Origin of the sequence: Halomonas sp. KO116, assembly GCF_000734975.2 — a bacterium.
Classification (GTDB): domain Bacteria; phylum Pseudomonadota; class Gammaproteobacteria; order Pseudomonadales; family Halomonadaceae; genus Vreelandella; species Vreelandella glaciei.
On sequence record NZ_CP011052.1, the window covers coordinates 526,085 to 544,939 of the forward strand.

The following is an 18,855-nucleotide window of genomic DNA, read 5'->3' on the forward strand; positions in this document are numbered from 1 at the left end:
AATGCTCAAAGGTGACGGAGGGTAAAACGATGATTTCAAATCAAGCAGCAAACCCGGCAGTAAATCCCAAACGTGTAGGCGAACCGCAGACCCTTGGCTTTCTACTGTTAGATAACTTCACACTGATTTCCCTGGCGTCGGCAATAGAGCCCTTGCGGATGGCCAATCAACTGGCTGGCAGTGAACTGTATCGCTGGTACACCCTGACACAAGATGGTTTGCCGGTGCGTGCCAGCGATGGGGTGCAGGTGACGCCTGATGCCTCCATGCACGCGCCGCTGTCATTGGAGTGGGTGGTCGTTTGCGGCGGAGTAGGCCCGCAGCACAGCGTTACCCGTGAGCATGTGCGCTGGCTTCAGTCGCAATCGCGTAAGCTAAGGCGGTTAGGCTCGGTCTGTACTGGCAGTTGGGCACTAGGTCAGGCGGGATTGCTGGATCACTATCAAACCAGTGTGCACTGGGAGTGTTTGGCCTCCATGCAGGAGGCGTTCCCCAACGTCATCCTGACGCCGCACCTTTTCTCTATTGACCGTGATCGATTCACCGCCTCTGGCGGCACTGCGCCACTCGATATGATGCTCAACCTGATTGCTCACGACCATGGGCGCGAGCTTTCGGCAGGCATCTCCGAGATGTTTATTTATGAACGCGTGCGTAACGAGCAGGATCAGCAGCGGGTGCCTCTTAAGCACGTGTTGGGCACTACTCAGCCCAAGCTGTTGGAAATCGTCGCCTTGATGGAATCCAACCTGGAAGAGCCCATCGAACTCGATGAACTGGCATGCTATGTAAATGTGTCGCGCCGTCAGTTAGAGCGATTATTCCAACGCTACCTGCTTTGCTCACCGTCTCGCTATTATCTTAAGCTGCGGCTGGTACGGGCGCGACAATTACTCAAGCAAACGCCGCTGTCGATCATCGAGATAGCATCTGTTTGCGGTTTCGTTTCCACGCCCCATTTCTCCAAGTGCTACCGCGAATACTTTGGTGTACCGCCGAGAAACGAGCGCCTGGGTAGCCATGACAGGCAGGGAAATAGCAGCAAATCACCGCCTTTTATAAAGCGTTGGGGAGAGGCGCCCACTGCCAACGAGCCGTCCTCGTGCGCTCGCCAGGCTCTGGCAAACGCCCAAGGCGAACCCACCTTTGCCAGCGTGCGGCTATTAAGCTGATACCCACAGCGTCATCACTAATTTGAGACATGCTTGAAACGTGCTGCTCGGTGACGGGCAGCACGTTTTTTTATGGCGCGAGTAGTTGTCGTGTTCTCGACACGATGACGCTTTTGGAATTTCCGCCGTCGTTTCCAATAGCAGCTAAACCCAACGTCAGCGCTATGCTCGCTGCATTAACCAATGTTGGAGCTTAGCTATGACCCCCTCTGAACTGCACAATGACGCTATCGTCATTGATGGCCTGATCATCGCCAAATGGAATCGTGAGCTGCTTGAGGACATGCGTCGCGGCGGTCTTACCGCTGCCAACTGCACCGTCTCCGTGTGGGAAGGTTTTCAGGCCACGGTCGATAATATCGTCAAGTCCAACCAGTTGATGGCGGAGTGTAGTGACCTGGTGCGCCCTGTTCGCACCACCGCTGACATTACTCGCGCGAAAGAAGAGGGCAAAACCGGCATCATCTTCGGCTTTCAGAATGCCCACGCCTTTGAAGACCAGATCGGCTACGTTGAGATCTTCAAGCAGCTGGGCGTGGGTATCGTACAGATGTGCTACAACACCCAGAATCTGGTGGGTACCGGCTGCTACGAGCGTGACGGTGGCCTGTCTGGCTTTGGCCGCGAAATCGTTGCCGAGATGAACCGGGTTGGCATCATGTGCGACCTTTCTCACGTCGGTGCCAAGACCTCGGAAGAGGTTATTCTTGAGTCCAAAAAGCCCGTCTGCTACTCACACTGCCTGCCCTCCGGCCTCAAAGAGCATCCGCGCAACAAATCTGATCAAGAGTTGAAGTTCATTGCCGACCACGGCGGTTTTGTGGGTGTCACCATGTTTGCGCCGTTCCTCAAAAAGGGCATCGACTCCACCATCGAAGACTACTGCGAGGCGATCGAATACGTCATGAATATCGTCGGTGAGGACGCTATCGGCATCGGTACCGATTTCACCCAGGGGCACGGTCAGGAGTTCTTCGAGTGGCTGACCCATGACAAGGGCTACGCCCGTCGTTTGACCGATTTCGGCAAGATCATCAATCCCAAAGGAATCCGCACCATTGGTGAGTTCCCCAATCTCACCGAGGCGCTCCTCAAGCGTGGCATGAGTGAGACCCAGGTGCGCAAGATCATGGGCGAGAACTGGGTACGGGTGCTCAAGGACGTGTGGAGCGCCTGAGGGTACCGCCATAGCGAGGGACGGGCGCCAAAGGTAAAACCGCAGTAGTGCCCTAACACACGGCTTTACCGGCGATAGGCCTACGAGGGGGCGCTGTGAATCCCTCCCTGGACGCTACTTTTGCCATCCGTGGCAAAAGACCCCCTCTACGGCCTATCCCCGGCGCCGCTCCCCTTGCAGAACGGCTGCTTAGCTACTCCATAACAATCAAGATTTGAGGAATACAACCGTGACCAAACTGGCCCCCGCACTGCCCATCGAAGTGGATAGCGAAACAGGTGTCTGGACGACCGATGCGCTGCCTATGCTCTATGTGCCACGGCACTTCTTTATCAATAACCACGTGGCGGTAGAGGAGGCGCTAGGTGCCGGGAAATATGCCGAAATTCTTTATCACGCAGGTTACAAGAGCGCCTGGCACTGGTGCGAGAAAGAGGCTGAATGCCATGGCCTTGAGGGCGTGGCCGTCTTTGAGCACTACATGCTACGCCTATCCCAGCGCGGTTGGGGGCTGTTCATCACTGAACAGATTGATCTCGATGCGGGCACCGCGCGGGTACGGCTAGAACACAGCGCCTTTGTCTACCAGATGGGTAAGGTGGGCCGCAAAGTTGAGTACATGTTCACCGGTTGGTTCGCCGGTGCCATGGATCAAATCCTCGCTGCCCGCGAAAGTTCACTGCGTACCGTTGCCGAGCAGACGCAGAGTGCCGCCGAACCTGGCTGTGATGCAGGCATCTTCGCCGTCCAGCCGCTGACCGAAGCTGCCCGCTAACTGGGGTACGAGGAGAGACAAACATGGCATTCGACGCAATTTTCGAGCCGATCGAGATCGGTAAGCTGACCATCCGCAACCGTGTGGTCAGCACCGCTCACGCTGAGGTGCATGCCACCGACGGCGGTATGACCACTGAACGCTACGTCAGGTACTACGAGGAGAAGGCCAAAGGTGGTTGTGGTCTATGTATTTGCGGTGGCTCATCGGTGGTCTCCATCGATAGCCCTCAGGGCTGGTGGAGTTCGGTAAACCTTTCCACCGATCGTATTATTCCGCACTTCCAGAATTTGTCTAGAGCCGTGCATAAGCATGGCGGCAAGATCATGATCCAGATTACCCATATGGGGCGCCGCTCCCGCTGGGACGGTTTCGACTGGTCGACCCTGGTATCACCCTCTGGTATCCGCGAGCCGGTGCACCGCTCTACCTGCAAGACCATTGAGGAAGAGGAAATCTGGCGTATCGTTGGCGACTTTGCCCAGGCTGCGCGCCGAGCCAAGGAAGGGGGCCTCGACGGCGTTGAACTCTCCGCCGTGCACCAGCATTTGATCGATCAGTTCTGGAGCCCACGAGTTAATAAGCGTGAGGACGAGTGGGGCGGCAGCTTCGAGAACCGTATGCGCTTCGGTATGGAAGTACTTAAAGCCGTGCGTGCTGAAGTGGGCGACGACTTCTGCGTCGGCATGCGCATTTGCGGCGACGAGTTCCACCCGGACGGTCTTTCTCACGACGATATGAAGCAGATCGCCGCCTACTACGATGCCACCGGTATGGTGGACTTCTTCGGCGTTATCGGTTCTGGCTGCGACACTCACAACACCCTGGCCAACGTTATCCCTAATATGTCCTACCCGCCGGAGCCTTTCCTACACCTGGCGGCGGGGATCAAGGAAGTGGTGAACGTGCCGGTGATCCACGCCCAGAACATTAAAGACCCCAATCAAGCCCAGCGTATCCTCGAAGGGGGCTACGTAGACCTGGTGGGCATGACCCGGGCACATATTGCCGACCCTCACCTGATCGCCAAGATCAAGATGGGCCAGATCGATCAGATAAAACAGTGCGTGGGTGCTAACTACTGCATCGACCGCCAGTACCAGGGCCTTGACGTACTTTGTATTCAAAACGCCGCGACATCCCGGGAATACATGGGGTTGCCCCACATCATTGAGAAAACCGAGGGCGCCAAACGCAAAGTCGTCGTGGTGGGCGGTGGTCCCGGCGGTATGGAGGCAGCGCGGGTAGCCGCTGAGCGCGGCCACGATGTCACTCTGTTTGAAGCCGCTGACGCCTTGGGTGGGCAGATCACGATTGCCGCCCAAGCGCCCCAGCGTGACCAGATCGCCGGTATCACCCGCTGGTTTCAGCTGGAGCTGGCGCGTCTTAAAGTCGATCTGCGTCTGGGTACTCGCGCCGATGAGGAAACGCTGCTCGATCTGCGCCCGGATATCGTGGTGCTTGCCACCGGTGGCCAGCCCTTCCTTAGCCAGCACCCCGAGTGGGGCTACTCGGAGAATGCTGAGGAGAGCCTGGTAGTCAGCACCTGGGATATTCTCTCTGGCAAAGTGGCGCCAGGTAAAAACGTGTTGATTTATGACGCCATCTGCGAGTTCTCCGGCGTCTCGGCGGCGGATTTTATCGCCGATAAGGGCGCCAAGGTGGAGATCGTCACCGACGATATAAAGCCCGGCGCGGCGGTGGGCGGTACCACCTTCCCCACCTACTACCGCAGCCTCTACGAGAAGGAGGTGATCATGTCCTCCGACCTGATGCTGCATAAGGTTTACCGCGAGGGCGATGGCCTGGTGGCGGTGCTCGAAAACGAGTACACCGGTGCTTTGGAAGAGCGCGTGGTGGATCAGGTAGTGGTCGAGAACGGCGTACGCCCTGATGAAGCGCTCTACTACGCCCTGAAGGAGCAGTCCCGCAACAAAGGGCAGGTCGACTTGGAGGCACTCTATGCCATCAAACCGCAGCCTTGCCTGGTTGATGAGAGAGGCAAGGAAGGGGATGGCTTCTTGCTCTTCCGCCTGGGCGACTGCACGGCACCGCGTAATACCCATGCGGCCATCTACGATGCCTTGCGAATCTGCAAGGACTTTTGACTTAGGCAAAAGCCAACAATAATGCGGGGCGCTAGAGCAGCCCCGCCGCCAAAGCCAATGGCACCAAAGATGAGGTGAGCACCATGCTCGAAACGCTCTTGCCGATACTGATTTTCACCGCTTTGGCCCTGGCGGCGATCGGCGCCGTTCGCCGTATTCGCCTCTGGCGTCAGGGGCGCCCATCGCGGGTGAACCTGTTCAAGGGGTTGGTGGCCCTGCCGCGCCGCTATTTGGTAGATCTGCACCATGTAGTGGGGCGTGACAAAATGATCTCCAACACCCATGTGGCCACCGCCGGTGGCTTCGTGGCCGCTGCCGTGCTGATGATCCTGGTGCACGGTTTGGGGATCGCCAACCCATTGCTAGGCGGATTACTGCTACTGGCGAGCGCCTCCATGTTCGTCGGTAGCCTCTTCGTGGCGCGGCGACGGCTTAACCCTCCTGCTCGGCTCTCCAAGGGCCCCTGGATGCGCCTGCCCAAGAGTCTGATGGCGTTTTCGATAAGCGTCTTCCTGATCACGCTGCCCACGGTAGGTCTGCTGCCCGAAGGTATGCTTGAAGGAGGCAGTAGCTGGTTGCTGGCGCTGGTATTAGCGGGCGCCGTGGCCTGGGGCCTGGGGGAAATGTTTTTTGGCATGACCTGGGGCGGGCCCATGAAGCACGCCTTCGCTGGTGCCCTGCATCTCGCTTTCCATCGCCGCGCCGAGCGCTTTGGGGGCGGCCGGTCAACGGGCCTCAAGGCGCTCAATCTTGAGAATGAAGCGGCGCCCCTGGGGGTGGAAAAGCCTGCTGACTTTACCTGGAACCAACTGCTGGGCTTCGATGCCTGCGTGCAGTGTGGTCGTTGCGAGGCGGTGTGCCCGGCATTTGCCGCCGGTCAGCCGCTCAATCCCAAGAAGCTGATCCAGGACATGGTGGTGGGCATGGCCGGGGGCAGTGATGCCGCCTATGCTGGCTCTCCCTACCCCGGCAAGCCGGTAGGTGAACACGCCGGCTCTCCTCATGGGCCCATCGTGGTGCTGCAGGGGAAGGCGTTGGTCGACGCCGATACCCTATGGTCGTGTACGACCTGCCGCGCCTGCGTGGAAGAGTGCCCGATGATGATCGAACACGTGGATGCGATTGTCGATATGCGCCGCTACCTGACCCTGGAGCGTGGCAAAACGCCCAATAAAGGCGCCGAGGTGCTCGACAATTTGATCGCCACCGACAATCCAGGCGGTTTCGATCCTGGCTCGCGGCTCAACTGGGCGGCGGATCTTAACCTACCGCTCATGTCAGATATTAAGCAGGTCGATGTGCTGCTGTGGCTGGGGGATGGCGCCTTTGATATGCGCAACCAGCGTACCTTGCGCGCACTGGTCAAAGTGCTGCGCGCCGCTGAAGTCGATTTCGCAGTGTTGGGTACTGAAGAGCGCGATAGCGGCGATGTGGCGCGGCGTCTGGGCGATGAAGCGACGTTCCAGTCTCTGGCGAAGCGCAATATTGCCACTCTGGCCAAGTATCGCTTCTTGCAGATTGTTACCTGCGATCCCCACAGCTTTCATGTGCTGGGCAACGAGTATGGCGAACTGGGTGGCGACTATCAGGTTCGCCACCACAGCACCTTCATTGCCGAGCTATACGAGGCCGGTCGACTGGCGTTCGCACCTTGGAAAGGCGGCAGCGTCACCTATCACGACCCGTGTTACCTGGGGCGCTATAACGGTGAATACGAGGCACCGCGCAACGTACTTAAGGCGCTGGGTATCGAGGTCAAGGAGATGGCGCGCTCCGGCTACCGCTCGCGCTGCTGCGGCGGCGGTGGTGGGGCACCGATTACCGATATTCCCGGCGAACGGCGGATTCCCGACATGCGCATGAATGACGTCAAAGAGAGCGGCGCCGAGCTGGTCGCAGTGGGCTGTCCTCAATGTACCGCCATGCTGGAAGGGGTGGTGGATGCCAGCGCCGAAGTGCGTGATATCGCCGAGCTGGTGGCCGATGCCCTGGTAGAGCGTCCCGCGGGTGATGCGTCTGATGGGCCCCGCCGGCCTGCTGCAACGACGACGGCTGAAGAGGTTACCGTATGAGCGAGATTATACGTCGCGATCCGCGTCGCGAGTGGATCGCCCGGAATCGTCTGCACCCCGAGTACGCCACGGTGCTGGCCGCCCTGGGTGTACACAGGGGCGGCGGAACGACCAGCGAATGGATGGGCCCCAACGGCGTGGTGCGCAAGAACCCTCGTGCCGTCGGCTTTATCGGCCCCAATGAAGTCAAACGGATTGATCGTAGTGGTCTCCAACAAGGGGGGCAGGCCACCGCCACCACCACGGCGGCCCGCGATAGCCGCCGCACGGTGACCATTGATCAGCCTGCTTTCCTGGTGGCCGTGGTGCCCGACCTGACCGGCGGGCGTCTCTCCGGGCATGACAAGGATCTGCTGGGCTTGGCCCGGCGTGTGGCGGATGCCGACGCTGAACAGCCCGGCGCCGTGGTGGCGATCCTGTTTGGCGAGCATAAGGGCGAGGGCGGCTGCGAGCTTAAGGAGCAGGCGCTGGGCGAAGCCGGGATCGATCGCGTCGTGCATCTTGATGACGAGTTTTACGCAGGGTTTGCGCCTGAAGCGCGTCTGGCGGCTTTAAGTGCCGTCGAACGGGAGATGACGCCGCGCTTTTGGCTGTTGCCGGACTCACCCCTGGGCGGAGCCGACCTGGGGCGGCGCCTTGCATTACGCCTGGGTGAACGCGCTGCCACGGGGGTGTGGCAGGTGGAAGCTGATAATGAGGCCTGTTTGGGTTGGCGCTGTACGGCCCGTGGCGCCGCTGGGAGCCTGGATATCCAGCGCCCTCTGCCGCGGGTTGCCCTGGCGCTGGCCGAGTGCGCCGAACCGGTGGACGAGACGCGGCATGCGGCCGAGCACCTGACCCTGGCAGCGTCAATTCCCACCACTCTATCGCGTATTGAAGATCTGGGGCAGGTGGCGGTGGATCCCGCTGGCGTGGCGCTGGCCGAGGCTGAGTTCATCCTCTCCGGCGGCAACGGCGTCAAGCAGTGGGACGCCTTCCACCATGCCGCGAAAGTCCTCGGCGCTACCGAAGGGGCCTCGCGTGTCGCGGTGGACGACGGCTTTATGGCCCGCGATCGTCAGGTGGGCGCGACCGGCACCTGGGTAACCGCCCGAGTCTATATGGCGGTGGGTATTTCAGGCGCTATCCAGCACCTGCAGGGTATTCAGCGCTGCGACAAGGTGGTGGCGATCAATCTCGATCCGGGGTGCGACATCATCAAGCGCGCCGATCTGGCGGTGATTGGCGACAGCACGCAAATTCTGGCCGCGCTAGTGGCCATGGTGGAACAGCAGCGGGGAGGGCAGCGCGATGCAGCCTGATCTACACCAAAAGCAACAACAACAGGGAATCGACGTGGCGGTGCTGGTTTCCATAGGCCGTCACCCTACCACCGGCCGCCCGAGGCGCGCAGATCAGGATGCCCGGGGCCTGGAGCTTGCGCTGGCCATAGAGGCCGAGCTGCCGGGCACCCGGATCAGCATGCTCCACGCGGGTTCCCAGGACGATAGCAGCGAAGCAGCTCTGCGCGGCTACTTAGGTATGGCCACAGGCGTCGGCATGGGGCTTGAGTCCATGACCCTGCTCGAGCAGCCCGAGGGCAGTGACGCCATTCCTGCTCTGGCGAAGCACCTGGCCGCAACCTCTCCTCAGCTAGTGATCACCGGCGCCCGCGCAGAGCGCGGTGAAGGCTCTGGGCTTTTGCCCTATGCGTTGGCAGAACATCTCGGCTGGCCATTGGTTAATAGTTTGGCGTCGGTAGAAAAGGTGGAAAATGGCGTGGTAACGCTGCTTCAGGCGCTGCCACGGGGCCAGCGTCGTCGCCTCAAAGTGCTCCTGCCCGCTATTATTAGTGTGGATGAAGCGGCTCCAGCGGCGCGTCAAAGTGCCTTCGGTCCGGCGCGTCGAGCCACCTTTGAGATTACGCCCACTAGCCCTGAAGCCGACAGCGAGCTGGCGCAGTGGTACTTGGCACCTGCTCGTAAACGGCCAAAGCGTCTAAAAATCGTCAAAGCCGCGTCGGCCAGGGATCGCTTCAAGGCGGCGGCCTCCAAGTCTGAGGGCAAGGGCGGGCAAGTGCTCACCGATGTGACCCCCGAGCAAGGTGCCGAGGCGATTTACAAGCTGCTCAAGGAAGAGGATGTGCTGCGTTAAAGCTTTTTGCTCTTCAGGCTTTTAACCACCGTTCAAGCCCGCCTTTTGTGGCGGGCTTGAACGGTGGTCCACGTCTTTTTTATTGTCGATTGGCCAGCAAGGCCTGAATAACCAAGAAGACAACCGCCCGCCGTGTAGACGGGCAGCTGAAAGGGGATTAACTAGCGGTTTTTGGTACCGCGTTGAGCTCTCCCCACTCCTTGTGGAGCCCTTTGTAAAGGCTGAAACACATCACCAGAAGCACCACGGTAAAAGGGAGCCCTGTGGCCACCGCGCCCGCCTGTAGCGCGCTTAGGGCGGTGCTTCCCCCGCCGTACAACAACACACCGGCAATCACGCCTTCCAGCGTGGCCCAGAAAACCCGCTGGCTCTTGGGGGCATCGGTCTTGCCGCCGGCGGTGATACTGTCGATGACCAGCGAGCCGGAGTCCGATGAGGTAATAAAGAACACCAGCACCAGGATGATAGCCAGCGTCGAGGTGATGCTGGTCAGGGGGAGCTGCTCCAGCATGTGGAACATGGCAAGTGAAACGTCGCCAATCCCGTTGGCCAGTTCACCAACGCCGTTTGAAGCCTGATAAACCGCCGTACCACCAAAGGCACTCATCCATACTAGCGTGACCAGTGTGGGTACCAACAGCACCGCGATCAGGAACTCACGCACCGTACGGCCCCGGGATACGCGGGCGATGAACATGCCGACAAACGGGGACCAGGAGATCCACCACGCCCAGTAGAAGATGGTCCAGCCGTGATACCAAGTATCGTCATCGCGACCAACCCAGTTCGACAAAGGCAGAAGGTGGCCCACGTAGTCCATCGCCGTGGTGCCAATGCCGGTCAGGATCATTAGAGTAGGTCCTGCTACAACCACAAACAGGAGCAGCACCGCCGCGATAATCATGTTGATGTTTGAGAATAGCTTGACGCCGCCGTCGATACCCCGACATACCGAGATCAGCGCGATCACCGTGACCACCACGATGATTGCCAACTGCGTGCCGATGGTATTAGGAATGTCGAACAAATAGGCGAGGCCGCTAGCTGCTTGGGTCGCGCCAAAACCAAGCGAGGTAGCCAGGCCAAAAATAGTGGCCAGCACGGCAAGGATATCGATGATATGGCCTGCCCAGCCACGCGTTCTTTCGCCTAGGATGGGGTAGAAAGCGGAGCGAAGCGTCAGCGGCAAGCCCTTGTTATAGGAGAAGAAGGCCAGTGAGAGGGCTACCACTCCATAAATGGCCCAGGGGTGGAGGCCCCAATGGAACATGGTCGCACCCATGGCGGCGCTGGCGCCTTCCGGCGTGCCTGCTGGAACATTCAAGGGCGTTCCGTACCAATCGGTGTAGTAGGCCACCGGCTCGGCCACGCTCCAGAACATCAGACCGATTCCCATACCTGCCGCAAACAGCATGGCAAACCAGGAGGTGCGCGTGTATTCCGGCTTTGCATCCTTGCCGCCCAGACGAATCCGCCCTAGCGGCAAGCAGATCAGTACAAGGCAGAACACCACAAACACATTGCCTGCAATCATAAATAACCAGTCGAAGTGTTCAATCGACCAGTTTTTGGCAAGCCCTAGGTGCGTATTAGCCGCATCCGGGTAGACCAATGCGTAAAGAATGAACAGCAAAATAGCGAGAGCGGAGAGTGGAAAGACGGGGTTATGAAAATCCAACCCCATTATCTGGGTATTGTCCTGTCCAGGCGACAGAACCGGGTCGTCATTGTTCTTCATTGGGGGTCCTTGGTTGGCTCTTGTTAGGCGTCGGTGTTGCGTCATATCGACGACGCTAGGAAGTGTTGAGCCTGTTTCAAAGCAGCAGTGTCGTGAAAGCGACCTCCAGCTATTCATCTTGGCTAGGATGTCTTGAATAGATATGTGAGTGCCTTTTTGGGGTAAGTCCTAAGACGCGGAGGGGCTAGGGTGGAAAAGCGCCATCAACCATGACAAACACAACAATAATCACAGGAGCCAGCCATGAATGCAGCCAACCGCGGAGTGATCTACAAGGGGCCGGGTGAAGTCGCCGTTGAGTCCATCGCTTATCCTGAGCTCGCTCTAGGCAATCGCAAATGCGAGCACGGCGTGATTCTCAAGGTCGTGACCACCAACATTTGTGGCAGCGACCAGCACATGGTGCGTGGCCGCACCACTGCGCCGTCGGGTTTGGTACTCGGCCACGAGATTACCGGCATGGTTGTCGAGTGCGGCCGCGACGTTGAGTACCTCTGTCCGGGCGATCTAGTCTCGGTGCCGTTCAATATTGCCTGTGGTCGCTGCCGCAACTGTAAAGAAGGCCGCACCGGTATCTGCCTCAACGTCAATCCCGCCCGCCCTGGCGCCGCCTACGGCTACGTGGATATGGGCGGCTGGGTCGGCGGCCAGACCGAATACGTGATGGTTCCTTACGCCGACTTTAACCTGCTGAAATTCCCGGATGCCGATCAGGCCATGGAGAAGATCAAGGATCTGACTTTGCTCTCCGATATCTTTCCCACCGGCTTCCACGGCTGCGTGACCGCCGGTGTGGGGCCTGGTAGCACCGTCTATATTGCCGGTGCTGGGCCCGTCGGGCTGGCGGCAGCAGTTTCCGCTCAGCTGTTGGGTGCGGCCTGCGTGATCGTCGGCGATATGATCGAAGAGCGACTGGCTCAGGCGCGCAGCTTTGGTTGTGAGACTATCGATTTGACCCAGGACGGTGACATGGCGGATAAGATCGAGGTGATTCTCGGCGAACGTGAGGTTGATGCCTTTGTCGACTGCGTCGGCTTCGAAGCCCATGCCTGTGGCTGTAACCACGGTAAAGAAGCGCCCGCCACTGTGCTCAATTCTGCGATGACGCTGACCCGTGCGGGTGGCCAGATCGGCATCCCGGGCCTCTACGTGACCGAAGACCCTGGCGCGGCTGACGACGCCGCCAAACAGGGCGCCCTGAGCATGCGCTTTGGTCTCGGCTGGGCCAAGTCCCATAGCTTTCACACCGGCCAGTGCCCGGTGATGAAGTACCATCGGCCGCTGATGCAGGCGATCCTGTTCGGCAAGGTTAATATTGCTGATGCGGTGAATGTTCAGATGATCACTCTGGATCAGGCGCCTCAGGGCTATGCCGACTTCGATGGCGGTGCTGCCAAGAAATTTGTCATTGACCCCCATGGCAGTGTGGCTTAATAACTTATTTAATAAGCACTGAGTAATAAGCCCTGGCCCCCTGCCTGAGGGCGTGATAGTGCGACCCTAGACGGCGCCCCGCGGGGTGCCGTCTTCGTTCATTCGGCATAAAGCCGATCAAGATAATAATAGGTATTCAATGACCGTCCATACCGTGACCCCCAAGCGCCGCTTCCGCGGTAAACCCCGTGGCCGTGAACTTGATCCCCGCCTTCTTGAGGGGTTACGTGAGCTGCTGGGCGACGAACGCCAGGACGCCACGCTGCACAGCCGCGACCTACTGATTGAACACCTGCATGTCATTCAGGACACCCGGGGCCATCTGCCGCTGGCGGAACTGCGTGCCTTGGCGGCTTATATGAACCTGCCCATGGCAGCGGTCTACGAGACCGCCACTTTCTATGCGCACTTCGACGTCATTCACGACGATCAGCTGCCGCCGCCGGCAGTGACCATTCGCGTCTGCGACTCCCTGACCTGCCAACTAGCCGGTGCCGAGGCGCTTAAAGCACAGCTGGACGCGAACATGGATATCGAGCAGGTGCGGGTGCTGCGAGCGCCCTGCATGGGGCGCTGCGACACAGCACCGGTGGCCGAGGTGGGACATCATCATGTGCTGTTCGCCACCCAGGAACGCATCGCCTCAGTGATCCAGGCGGCGCACTTTCACCCCGACCCCATCGACTGGCAGCGACTTGCCGACTATCGCCGCGAGGGCGGATTGGCCTTGCTCCAGGCCTGCCACAACGGCGACGTTACGGTAGAAGCGCTGATGGAAGCGATGCAGCAGGCCAACCTGCGCGGCCTGGGCGGTGCGGGTTTTCCTACCTTCAAGAAGTGGACGTTCGTGCGCCAGGAGGCCGGGCCCCGCTACTGCGCCATCAATGCCGACGAGGGCGAGCCTGGTACTTTTAAAGACCGCTATTACCTGGAACGCTCGCCGCACCAGTTTCTTGAAGGGGCCCTGGTCAGTGCCTGGGCGATAGACGCCGAGGCGCTGTATATCTATCTGCGTGATGAGTACCCGGCCTTGCATGGCGTGGTGCGCGAGGCGATTGGCGAGCTTGAGGCCGCTGGGTGGGTGGCGCCGGGTTACATCGTGCTGCGCCGTGGTGCGGGGGCTTACATCTGCGGCGAAGAGTCGGCGATGATCGAGTCTCTGGAAGGCAAGCCGGGCAAGCCTCGCCATCGTCCGCCGTTTGTGGCCCAGAAGGGGCTCTTTGACCGTCCAACGCTGGTCAATAACGTCGAGACCGTCTACTGGATTCCCATGATCTGGCAGCGCGGCGCGGAGGCCTTCTCAAGCCAAGGGCGCAACGGCCGCGTGGGGCTGCGTAGCTTCTCGGTCTCAGGCCGGGTCAAACAGCCCGGCGTATATTTGGCGCCTGCGGGCATCACCCTCAACGAATTGATTGACGAGTATAGCGGCGGTATGGCCGACGGCCACCGCTTGGCAGCCTACCTGCCCGGCGGCGCCTCTGGCGGTATTCTGCCCGCAGCCAAGGCCGATATTCCCCTCGACTTCGATACGCTTCAGGCGCACGGCAGTTTTATTGGTTCGGCCGCAGTGATCGTGCTTTCTGATCAGGACGACCTGCGCGGGGTTGCGACCAATCTGCTGGCTTTCTTTGCCGATGAATCCTGTGGCCAGTGCACCCCCTGCCGGGTGGGCACGGAAAAAATGCTGACGCTGCTCGAACGCGACGAATGGGATGCCGGGCTGATGACGCAGCTCTCCCAGGTGATGATCGATGCCTCCATCTGTGGGCTGGGCCAGGCGGCTCCCAATCCGGTGCTGGGGCTGCTCAAGGATTTTCGCGGCGAACTTGCCGCCCAGAACGTCATCGTCAAGGGGTAGGGGAGATGAACATGAGCATGAATGAACAGACCCTAGGCACCAGCTTCACGCTGACGCTGGACGGCGTTGAGGTCAGCGCTTACCCCGGTGAAAGCCTCTGGCAGGTGGCCAAGCGCGCCGGCGAGACCATTCCCCACCTGTGTTTCAAGGACGCCAGCGGCTACCGCGCCGACGGTAACTGCCGCGCCTGTATGGTAGAGATTGAGGGCGAGCGCACCCTGGCTGCCAGCTGTCTGCGCGAAGCAGCCCCGGGCATGGTGGTTAATAGTGCAAGCTCCGAACGCGCGCACACGGCCCGTAAAATGGTCATGGAGATGCTGCTGGTTGACCAACCCGAGCGGGAGGATAGCCCCGACCGTGCCAGCCATTTCTGGGCCATGGCCGACCAACTGGCTATTGATGCCACGGCGGTGCGCCGCAAGCTACCCCGGCGCGACGAGCGCGAAACACCCACCGTGCACCATGTGGCTTCCCGGGCGGATAGCCAGGCGCAAGACAGCAGCCACTCTGCCATGCGCGTCAATCTTGACGCCTGCATCGAGTGCAACCTGTGCGTGCGCGCCTGCCGCGAAGTACAGGTCAACGACGTTATCGGCCTGGCACATCGCGGGGCGGCGTCCAAGATCGTGTTTGATTTCGACGACCCCATGGGGGATAGCACCTGCGTGGCCTGTGGTGAGTGCGTTCAGGCCTGCCCCACCGGCGCCCTGATGCCCGCTACCCTGGTGGATGAGGCAGGGCGCGGCGATTCTGCGGTGGCTGACCGCAAGGTCGACTCGGTATGCCCCTATTGCGGAGTGGGCTGCCAGCTCACCTACCATATCAAGGACGACGAGATCCTTTATGTGGAAGGCCGTGACGGCCCCTCCAACCAGAACCGGCTATGTGTCAAAGGGCGCTTCGGTTATGACTATCCGCGCCATCCGTCACGGCTTACCACCCCGCTGATTCGTCGAGAGGGCGTCGCTAAAGGGCTCGATCCGGACTTCGACCCCGGCAAGCCCCTAACTCATTTCCGCGAGGCGAGCTGGGATGAAGCTCTGGAGGCTGCCGCCAGTGGGCTTATGGATATTAAAGCGGCCCATGGCCCTGACGCCCTGGCGGGGTTCGGCAGCGCCAAGTGCTCCAATGAGGAAGCGTGGCTGTTCCAGAAGCTGGTGCGCACCGGTTTTGGCTCCAATCATGTGGATCACTGTACTCGCTTATGCCACGCAAGCTCAGTGGCGGCACTCATGGAGTGTATTGGCTCAGGCTCGGTAACCGCCTCCTTTATGCAGGCCAGTCAGGCCGACGTAGTGATTCTTACCGGCTGCAACCCCGCGGTAAACCATCCAGTGGCGGCCACCTTCTTCAAGCAGGCCGCCAAACGCGGCACCAAGATCGTGATAATCGACCCCCGTGGTCAGGCGCTGGATGCCTACGCCCACCTGAGCGTGCGCTTTTCACCGGGCGCCGACGTGGCGCTGTTTAATGCCATGCTGAATGTGGTCATCAGCGAAGAGCTTTATGATACGGCCTATATCGCCGAGCATACCGAGGGCTTCGAGGCCCTGAAAATTCATACCGTCGACATGACCCCCGAAGCGATGAGCGGCCTGTGCGGTGTGGAGCCCGCAACCATCCGCGAAGTGGCAAGGCTTTATGCCAACGCCGAGCGAGCGATGATTTTCTGGGGAATGGGTATTTCCCAGCACACTCACGGTACCGACAACGCCCGCTGTTTGATCTCGTTGGCCTTGGCCTGTGGCCAGACAGGCCGCCCTGGCACCGGCCTGCATCCTTTACGGGGGCAGAACAACGTTCAGGGCGCGTCTGATGCCGGGCTGATTCCCATGGTGATGCCGGACTACCAGCCGGTCAGCGATGCCCAGGTACGCGCGGCGTTTGAAGAGCTGTGGAATACCAAGCTGGATCCCACGCCGGGCCTCACCGTGGTGGAAATCATGGATGCCATTACCGCAGGCACTATTCGTGGCATGTATATCCAGGGTGAAAACCCGGCCATGTCCGACCCGGACCTCGCCCATGCCCGGGCTGCCCTGGCCAAGCTGGAGCATCTGGTGGTACAGGATCTGTTTGTCACCGAGACCGCCCAGTTCGCCGATGTCATCCTGCCAGCCTCTGCCTGGCCGGAGAAGGATGGGTCGGTCACCAATACGAATCGTCAGGTACAGCTGGGGCGTGCGGCGGTGCCGCTCCCCGGCCGGGCCAAGCCGGACTGGTGGATCATTCAGGAAATCGCCAAACGCTTTGGTCTGGGTTGGAACTATCAGCACCCGCGGGACGTGTTTGCCGAGATGAAGCGCGGCATGGCCTCGCTGAATCATATTTCCTGGGAGCGCCTGGAGCGCGAGCAGTCGGTCACCTATCCCTGCTCCGCAGAAGATGCGCCGGGGCAAGACGTGGTCTTTTCTGAGGCCTTCCCCACGGCCAGTGGCCGAGCAAAGTTTGCGCCTACCCGCCCGCTGCCCCCGGATGAGCCGGTAGACGCTGATTACCCGACGGTGCTGACCACCGGACGCCAGCTGGAGCACTGGCATACCGGCTCCATGACCCGGCGTGCCAAAGTGCTCGACGACCTGGAGCCGGAAGCCGTGGCGAGCCTGGCGCCCGCTGAGCTTATCCGGCTGGGGATGGCACCAGGCGATGACCTGACGATTGCCACCCGGCGAGGCTCCATTACCCTCAAGGCGAGAACGGATCCCGGGATGCCCGAGGGCATGGTCTTCGTGCCTTTCTGTTATGGGGAAGCGGCGGCGAATCTCTTGACCAACCCGGCGCTGGACCCGTTCGGCAAGATACCAGAGTTCAAGTACGCGGCCTGTCATTTGAGCCCTGCGGGTTAGGAGGCCTGATCAATGACAACGACCTATCGCAACGACCTATCGCCCAGGAAGAAACCTCCATGGGTGATGCCATGGTTCGACGTTAAAGGCACTCGGCCGTAGTTGACTTTGCTGTGCCTGTGGCATGTTGATATTCAACGCTAATTGTCCTAACGAAAATTGTCATGCGCTACGAGCAACCCTTATGGTCGTTAACAAGCATTAAGAAAAAAATATAAATCAATCAGGTTCTAGGGGATGCGTGTCGGGGTGTGAGTGCGCGTTGGATTGTGCGCTCGCCTTGCCGCAACGGGACTTTCACGGGGAATTTGCATGAACGAGACCCTTGCAGACGCTGGGGTAGAAACGGCAGTGACGTCAGACGCGTCGTCGTGTTTTGCCCGCTTCGTCAATGTCCAAAAGAGTTACGACGGTGTCGAGTTGGTCGTCAAGGATTTCAATCTTGATATCCGCAAGGGCGAATTCGTTACCCTGCTAGGCCCTTCGGGCTCCGGTAAGACCACCTGCCTGATGATGATGGCAGGCTTTGAAACCCCCACCCACGGTGAAATTCTGCTGAAAGACGAGCCGATCAGTGGCTTGCCGCCGCACAAGCGCGGCATCGGCATGGTGTTCCAGAACTATGCGCTGTTCCCACACATGACGGTAGCCGAGAATCTTGCCTTCCCGCTTGAGGTGCGCCATCTCAGCAAGGCAGAGATTAAGGAAAAAGTGGCCAAGGCACTGGCTATGGTGCGCTTGGAGGAGTTTGGCGATCGCCGACCGGCGCAGCTCTCTGGCGGCCAGCAGCAGCGCGTGGCGTTGGCTCGCGCACTGGTGTTCGAGCCTGAACTGGTGCTGATGGACGAACCGCTGGGCGCGCTGGACAAGAACCTTCGCGAGGAGATGCAGTACGAGATCAAACGCATTCACGCCCGCCTCGGCGTCACCATGATTTACGTCACCCACGATCAGACCGAAGCATTGACCATGTCTGACCGTATTGCGGTCTTCAACGACGGCATTGTGCAACAGTTAGCCTCGCCGGATGAACTTTACGAGCGGCCAGAAAACGCTTTCGTCGCTTATTTTATTGGCGAAAACAATCGATTGGTTGGCGAGGTCAGCGAGCACCTCGGCGATAACTGCAAGGTGCGCCTGGATAGCGGCGACACGGTGATTGCCAAGCCGATAGCCGTGGGCGGCGTAGGCTCGCGCACGACGCTGTCGCTAAGACCTGAGCGGGTCAGCATTCTGTCGGGGGATGCCGAAGAACAATTCGACAACCAGTTCACCGCCACCGTGCAGGAGGTCATCTACCTGGGCGACCACCTGCGTACGCGGGTAACGGTGTGCGGTAACGATGACTTCATTCTGAAGACGGCCAATGCGCAAGGTGTTGGTGTTATGCGCCCTGGTCAGCACATTCAGGTTGGCTGGTCGAGTGCCGATTGCCGCGCGCTGGATGTCTGAGCAGGACGGTCGTCAAGTTCGTCAGTCAGAATCGGTAGCCAAGCTATTAGTATCGCGGCATCCCCTGGTGCCGACGGCAAGTGCAACAAC

12 protein-coding genes are annotated in these 18,855 nt (G+C 59.8%); 11 read left to right on the forward strand and 1 reads right to left on the reverse strand.

The annotated features are described in order from the left end of the window. Positions 1-29: 29 nt before the first annotated feature. From KO116_RS02515 to etfB, 7 genes are all read left to right on the forward strand, one after another. Positions 30-1,172 (forward strand): GlxA family transcriptional regulator, encoded by a 1,143-nt coding sequence (locus KO116_RS02515; protein WP_035560514.1) that lies wholly within the window; start codon positions 30-32, stop codon positions 1,170-1,172. 199 nt (positions 1,173-1,371) lie between these two features. Then, positions 1,372-2,349: a dipeptidase gene (locus KO116_RS02520; protein WP_035560516.1), complete on the forward strand. Its 978-nt coding sequence runs from the start codon at positions 1,372-1,374 to the stop codon at positions 2,347-2,349. 229 nt (positions 2,350-2,578) lie between these two features. Next, on the forward strand, positions 2,579-3,124 hold the full coding sequence (locus KO116_RS02525) for a DUF5943 domain-containing protein (RefSeq protein ID WP_035560522.1): 546 nt from the start codon (positions 2,579-2,581) through the stop codon (positions 3,122-3,124). 23 nt (positions 3,125-3,147) lie between these two features. After that, complete coding sequence (dgcA, locus tag KO116_RS02530) at positions 3,148-5,232, forward strand: dimethylglycine demethylation protein DgcA (protein ID WP_035560525.1); 2,085 nt, start codon at positions 3,148-3,150, stop codon at positions 5,230-5,232. Between the two features lie 83 nt (positions 5,233-5,315). Beyond that, positions 5,316-7,304: a (Fe-S)-binding protein gene (locus KO116_RS02535; protein WP_035560527.1), complete on the forward strand. Its 1,989-nt coding sequence runs from the start codon at positions 5,316-5,318 to the stop codon at positions 7,302-7,304. After that, complete coding sequence (gene etfA / locus KO116_RS02540) at positions 7,301-8,605, forward strand: electron transfer flavoprotein subunit alpha (RefSeq protein ID WP_035560529.1); 1,305 nt, start codon at positions 7,301-7,303, stop codon at positions 8,603-8,605. The genes KO116_RS02535 and etfA overlap by 4 nt, the downstream gene beginning before the upstream one ends. Then, positions 8,595-9,437, forward strand: a complete 843-nt coding sequence (gene etfB / locus KO116_RS02545) for an electron transfer flavoprotein subunit beta (protein WP_035560531.1) — start codon at positions 8,595-8,597, stop codon at positions 9,435-9,437. The genes etfA and etfB overlap by 11 nt, the downstream gene beginning before the upstream one ends. Positions 9,438-9,594: 157 nt before the next feature. On the opposite strand, the gene KO116_RS02550 is transcribed toward etfB, so the two are convergent. Continuing rightward, positions 9,595-11,175, reverse strand: a complete 1,581-nt coding sequence (locus tag KO116_RS02550) for a BCCT family transporter (RefSeq protein ID WP_035560534.1) — start codon at positions 11,173-11,175, stop codon at positions 9,595-9,597. Between the two features lie 243 nt (positions 11,176-11,418). Between KO116_RS02550 and fdhA the strand changes: the two genes are divergently transcribed. The 4 genes from fdhA (at position 11,419) to KO116_RS02570 (ending at position 18,765) form a co-directional block, all read left to right on the forward strand. Then, complete coding sequence (fdhA, locus tag KO116_RS02555) at positions 11,419-12,609, forward strand: formaldehyde dehydrogenase, glutathione-independent (RefSeq protein ID WP_035560536.1); 1,191 nt, start codon at positions 11,419-11,421, stop codon at positions 12,607-12,609. A gap of 139 nt (positions 12,610-12,748) precedes the next feature. Next, on the forward strand, positions 12,749-14,467 hold the full coding sequence (locus KO116_RS02560) for an NAD(P)H-dependent oxidoreductase subunit E (RefSeq protein WP_035560538.1): 1,719 nt from the start codon (positions 12,749-12,751) through the stop codon (positions 14,465-14,467). Positions 14,468-14,478: 11 nt separating this feature from the next. Continuing rightward, the gene (gene fdhF, locus KO116_RS02565) at positions 14,479-17,313 is read left to right on the forward strand and encodes a formate dehydrogenase subunit alpha (RefSeq protein WP_235272485.1); all 2,835 of its coding nucleotides are present in this window, start codon (positions 14,479-14,481) and stop codon (positions 17,311-17,313) included. Between the two features lie 312 nt (positions 17,314-17,625). Beyond that, positions 17,626-18,765, forward strand: coding sequence for an ABC transporter ATP-binding protein (locus KO116_RS02570; RefSeq protein ID WP_082072537.1), 1,140 nt, complete (start codon positions 17,626-17,628; stop codon positions 18,763-18,765). The last annotated feature ends 90 nt before the right edge of the window (positions 18,766-18,855 follow it).